The 3,521-nt window shown below is 59.7% G+C and carries 6 protein-coding genes; all 6 read right to left on the reverse strand.

Annotated features, from left to right (window positions below; genetic code table 11):
• Positions 1 to 206: 206 nt before the first annotated feature.
• Positions 207 to 701, reverse strand: a complete 495-nt coding sequence (locus PHD44_RS12440) for a hypothetical protein (protein WP_300192195.1) — start codon at positions 699 to 701, stop codon at positions 207 to 209.
• The gene (locus PHD44_RS12445; RefSeq protein WP_300192197.1) at positions 698 to 1,192 is read right to left on the reverse strand and encodes a hypothetical protein; all 495 of its coding nucleotides are present in this window, start codon (positions 1,190 to 1,192) and stop codon (positions 698 to 700) included. The genes PHD44_RS12440 and PHD44_RS12445 overlap by 4 nt, the downstream gene beginning before the upstream one ends.
• Before the next feature lie 271 nt (positions 1,193 to 1,463).
• Positions 1,464 to 1,919, reverse strand: coding sequence for a hypothetical protein (locus PHD44_RS12450; RefSeq protein WP_300192199.1), 456 nt, complete (start codon positions 1,917 to 1,919; stop codon positions 1,464 to 1,466).
• A 3-nt stretch (positions 1,920 to 1,922) separates the two neighbouring features.
• Positions 1,923 to 2,273, reverse strand: a complete 351-nt coding sequence (locus tag PHD44_RS12455) for a hypothetical protein (protein WP_300192201.1) — start codon at positions 2,271 to 2,273, stop codon at positions 1,923 to 1,925.
• An 8-nt stretch (positions 2,274 to 2,281) separates the two neighbouring features.
• Positions 2,282 to 3,106 carry a hypothetical protein gene (locus tag PHD44_RS12460; RefSeq protein ID WP_300192203.1) on the reverse strand — a complete coding sequence of 275 codons (825 nt, stop codon included), beginning with the start codon at positions 3,104 to 3,106 and terminating at the stop codon, positions 2,282 to 2,284.
• Between the two features lie 34 nt (positions 3,107 to 3,140).
• On the reverse strand, positions 3,141 to 3,521 hold a 381-nt coding region (locus tag PHD44_RS12465), incomplete at its 5' end, for a hypothetical protein (RefSeq protein WP_300192205.1).

Below are 3,521 nucleotides of genomic sequence, written 5' to 3' on the forward strand. Positions count from 1 at the left end.
GGCGATCGCCGCGAATAGTAATCTGATATCTGACCTAACATCGCGCTCGATCGATCACCGGATAACCCAACGCGACCGACTCCACCGATAGCGACGATTGCCCGAATGGTCAGCTTCCGGGGTCTGGTCTTTTTCCGCGCGCGCATACACCAGCGGCGCATTACTGCGCCGCTGGCCACCGCCTGGCAGGCGGTTTCTTACTGGGGCTACCGCGACTGTATGGGGAACGAAACGACCAAAAGCGCTCGGAACTTCCGTCCGGGTTCGGATGGAGTCAGGTACAGGAGAGAGCCGTGAAGCAGGAGGTCTGACGTAATTTTGTAGGTGATGGCAAAGCCGGGGGTTGCGGCGGCGTACAGGATGGCGTTGTCGAAGGTGGGGTTCTCGCGGATGATATCCGCGGTCGCCCCGAGGCCCAGCGCGATCGAGAAGCCGTCCGTTTTGTAGACGTGCCAAAATACCTGTGATTCAAGTCCGCCTTCTTTCCCCGCTGATAAGAGGGAAGTGGCGTTGTAGAAGCTGGGGCCTATGCGCGTGACGAAGGCCAGCGCGCCGTGCGGCGCCCCATTTTCTAGGGCAAAGCCGCCGGCCAAGCGCGCCCCGGCCACTTCCGAAGTGTCGGCGCGTGTTATGGCGTTGGCGGTGTTGCATGAGAACGGCAGAAGCAGCAGGATGGCAATGAGAGCAATGGTGCGCTTCATGGTTTAACCTCCGATAATGGCGCGGCTTGCGGCCGTTCGATAATCGTGTAGCCGATGCCGTGCTCTATGAATACGCGCTCAATGTCGGATTGGAACTGATACGTTACTAGGTGCATCATGACCTGACGGTCGGGGCTGTACGTGTCTCGGAAAAGTTTGGGGTATGCCAGGCATTGACCCAGGGCGGTCAATCCGGCGTTGGTGGTGATCTCGAATAGGGTTATGGCCTTCGCCTGATATCCAACTGCGTCGATGCGACGCTGGGAGAGGCGGATTGCATCATACCTGATGTTGTCGGTAAAGCCTTCGCCCGGGTCCGTACCCTCGCCGACCTTCACGTCATACTGGAACTCAGAGAATGAGCCGCCGTTTAGAGCCAGCCACAAATCCCAAAGGAAGCAGTCGGCCGGGAGTAGATGAGGATACTTAGCCAAGTGCAGTACCTTGGCGTGGAGCAGGTTTCGCCATGATGATAGCATAATCCGACGCATCAAGCTCTCCTGCGGTATTTGCTTTCCAGAGTGCGGCGATTCGCGCCTTTGCGGGGCCGGGGATCGGCATAACGGCCAGCCACGACACGAAACCGACCTTTTGAGATGCGGTTCTTAGGTGCTCGGGAATCTCCAAAAAAGAGGGCAATTATATTCCTCCAGTCTGGCATGATTTAAGCCTCCGGCCGGGTCCCGGTGTTAGTCCGGGAGGGAATCGACGGCGGGACCCGACTCGGGAGGGCTTCCGCTACCCTGTTATGGGCCTGGCTTATCATACGGGGAACGTCCCGCCTATCCAAATCCGGTACCAGATAAACAGGTTCGAAAATTGGTCTGCGGCTTGGATGTTCTGGGCGGTGATGATTATTGCTGTCAGATTGTCGAAAATACAACTGACGCCGAGAGGGGCGGTAACTTCCAATGGCACCGGGGCAAGACCGGCCTCGGCTGGTGCACCTGTGAAAAAGTGGTAGTTGGTTGGTGCGTTGGCGACTTGAATACGCGGGGAGTTGAAGTGCTGGTTTGGTGCTGCCGCGACGGATGGTGCGACGTAGACGAGGCGGTCGGCGACTGCTGCGCCTGACGTGAAAGTGAAATCGGCGGATGTGATTTCGATGCGGCAGTTTACAGGTATGGGGATGGCGTAGCCTTCACCGGCTGCGGGGTTTGCCGGGTGTGCATAAGCGAGCTTGAAAGTCGCTATGTCGAAAGGGTGTCTGGTGTGCATAGGTTAGCTCGCTACTCTGACGGTCAACGTTGCCGCCACGTTCAACGGTGAATAGAAGCGTGCGTAGATCGCATCGGAGGCGGCCAGGTTGATCTCACCGTTCCAACCGATTGTTTCCTGATATCCGAAGTACCCGGAGGCGAGGAGGATAAGGGGTGTTGGGTTTGGTGATTCTGCGGATGACATCCAAATCTCGCCGAAGATGGCGGCGGGGTCGTTGTAAAGTGGGCATTGAGTATCAATGCTCTGGATCAAGGAAACGGCCTGCAGACGGCCGGTTTCGGTGGTCACTACGATTTCGCCGGGGGTCGCGCCTATGGTTAAGACGTGACCCGATCTGACGATATACGGCATCCCGACTCCTACTTGTACCAGACGTACAGGGCGATATCGGCACCGTTGGTCACAGCGGTGTTGAGATCGACCGAGAAGTTGATACGCGCGCCGCCGACGACGGGGATATCCAGCGGTATCATTTCCACGGACGGCTGACCGGGGGCGGAAATGGTGGCACCGAGACCCGCGCCATAGGCGCAGTTGCACGGCAACTGCATCGGCGCGAGGGAAACGTCATCGGAGGTGAGGGTTACGAAGCCGAGCAACTCTTCACCGGCGACGAGTACGCCGTTCTGACTCAGGACGGCGGCGGCACCGACGATCTTCGTCGCGCCTTCGCTCAGCGTGACCGTGCCGATCGCTGTCAAGGCGGCGGCGGCGATTACGCCTCGGGCGACGTCGCAGAACTGCGGAATCTCGAAAACCGGAGCCTCGGAGGCGAAGATCAGTCCGGCGACCCACTGCGGGATGTTCGTGATCGCGATGTCATTGCTGACACGGATTTGCACGGACGATTTTCCGGCCGCCTGCCAGTTGACCTCGAAGAGCTTCAGGGGGCAAGTGCTGGGGTTAATCAGCGCGCCCAAGGAGCTGCTGTTTGCATAGCACGGGAAGCGAGACGGGGCCGGATTGGGAGTCCAATCGCCGGAGTCCACGTCGAAGCGGAAGGAACCACCGGTCTGCTCGGCGGCGAGGGCGACGGATGGGGCGACCTGTCCCCAAACGTGCGTAATCAGCCACGGGCCACCGGCAGGGAGAACGATAGGCGCGCCAAGTGCCGATTCACCGGCGGCGGCTTGTCCGGCACCGGCGGCAACCATGGCGTGCATTTTGGAGAGAACTTGTCCCATCGGAAACCTCTATGAGTTTACGACGGCGGGGCGATTACGCTCCGGCCATCGAGATTTTCTTGTCGTGCAGCGCCTTGGCAACGACCGAGACGCGGTTGATATTGCTGGGATCGCCTTTCGGACCGCGCGGGGGCAGGGTCAAACTGGCAATGACCTGGCGGTAGGGGTCAAAGCCTTTCTGGTAGGCGTCCTGTGAGACGCTGATGCCCTGCGACCAGCGGGCAACGCCTTTGTCGCGTGCGCCCTGCTGCCATTTCGACGTTCCGGCGCGGGCAATGCCTTTGCCGAAGCGCTTCTGGGAGATACCGGCCTGCACGCCCTTCTCGTAGTTGCTCTCCGCCGCCTTGGCTTGGGTGGCCCAATCGGCGCGCGGGTTGTTGATTCCCTCCTCGTACGCGCCGCCCGATACGGACGC

The sequence above is a fragment of the Halothiobacillus sp. genome, from assembly GCF_028710545.1.
Taxonomy (GTDB): domain Bacteria; phylum Pseudomonadota; class Gammaproteobacteria; order Halothiobacillales; family Halothiobacillaceae; genus Halothiobacillus.

Excerpts from the sequence above, each read along its gene's own strand:
- PHD44_RS12440 (WP_300192195.1), bottom strand. The coding sequence starts at position 701 with ATGAAGCGCACCATTGCTCTCATTGCCATCCTGCTGCTTCTGCCGTTC.
- PHD44_RS12445 (WP_300192197.1), bottom strand. The coding sequence starts at position 1,192 with ATGCGTCGGATTATGCTATCATCATGGCGAAACCTGCTCCACGCCAAG.
- PHD44_RS12450 (WP_300192199.1), bottom strand. The coding sequence starts at position 1,919 with ATGCACACCAGACACCCTTTCGACATAGCGACTTTCAAGCTCGCTTAT.
- PHD44_RS12455 (WP_300192201.1), bottom strand. The coding sequence starts at position 2,273 with ATGCCGTATATCGTCAGATCGGGTCACGTCTTAACCATAGGCGCGACC.
- PHD44_RS12460 (WP_300192203.1), bottom strand. The coding sequence starts at position 3,106 with ATGGGACAAGTTCTCTCCAAAATGCACGCCATGGTTGCCGCCGGTGCC.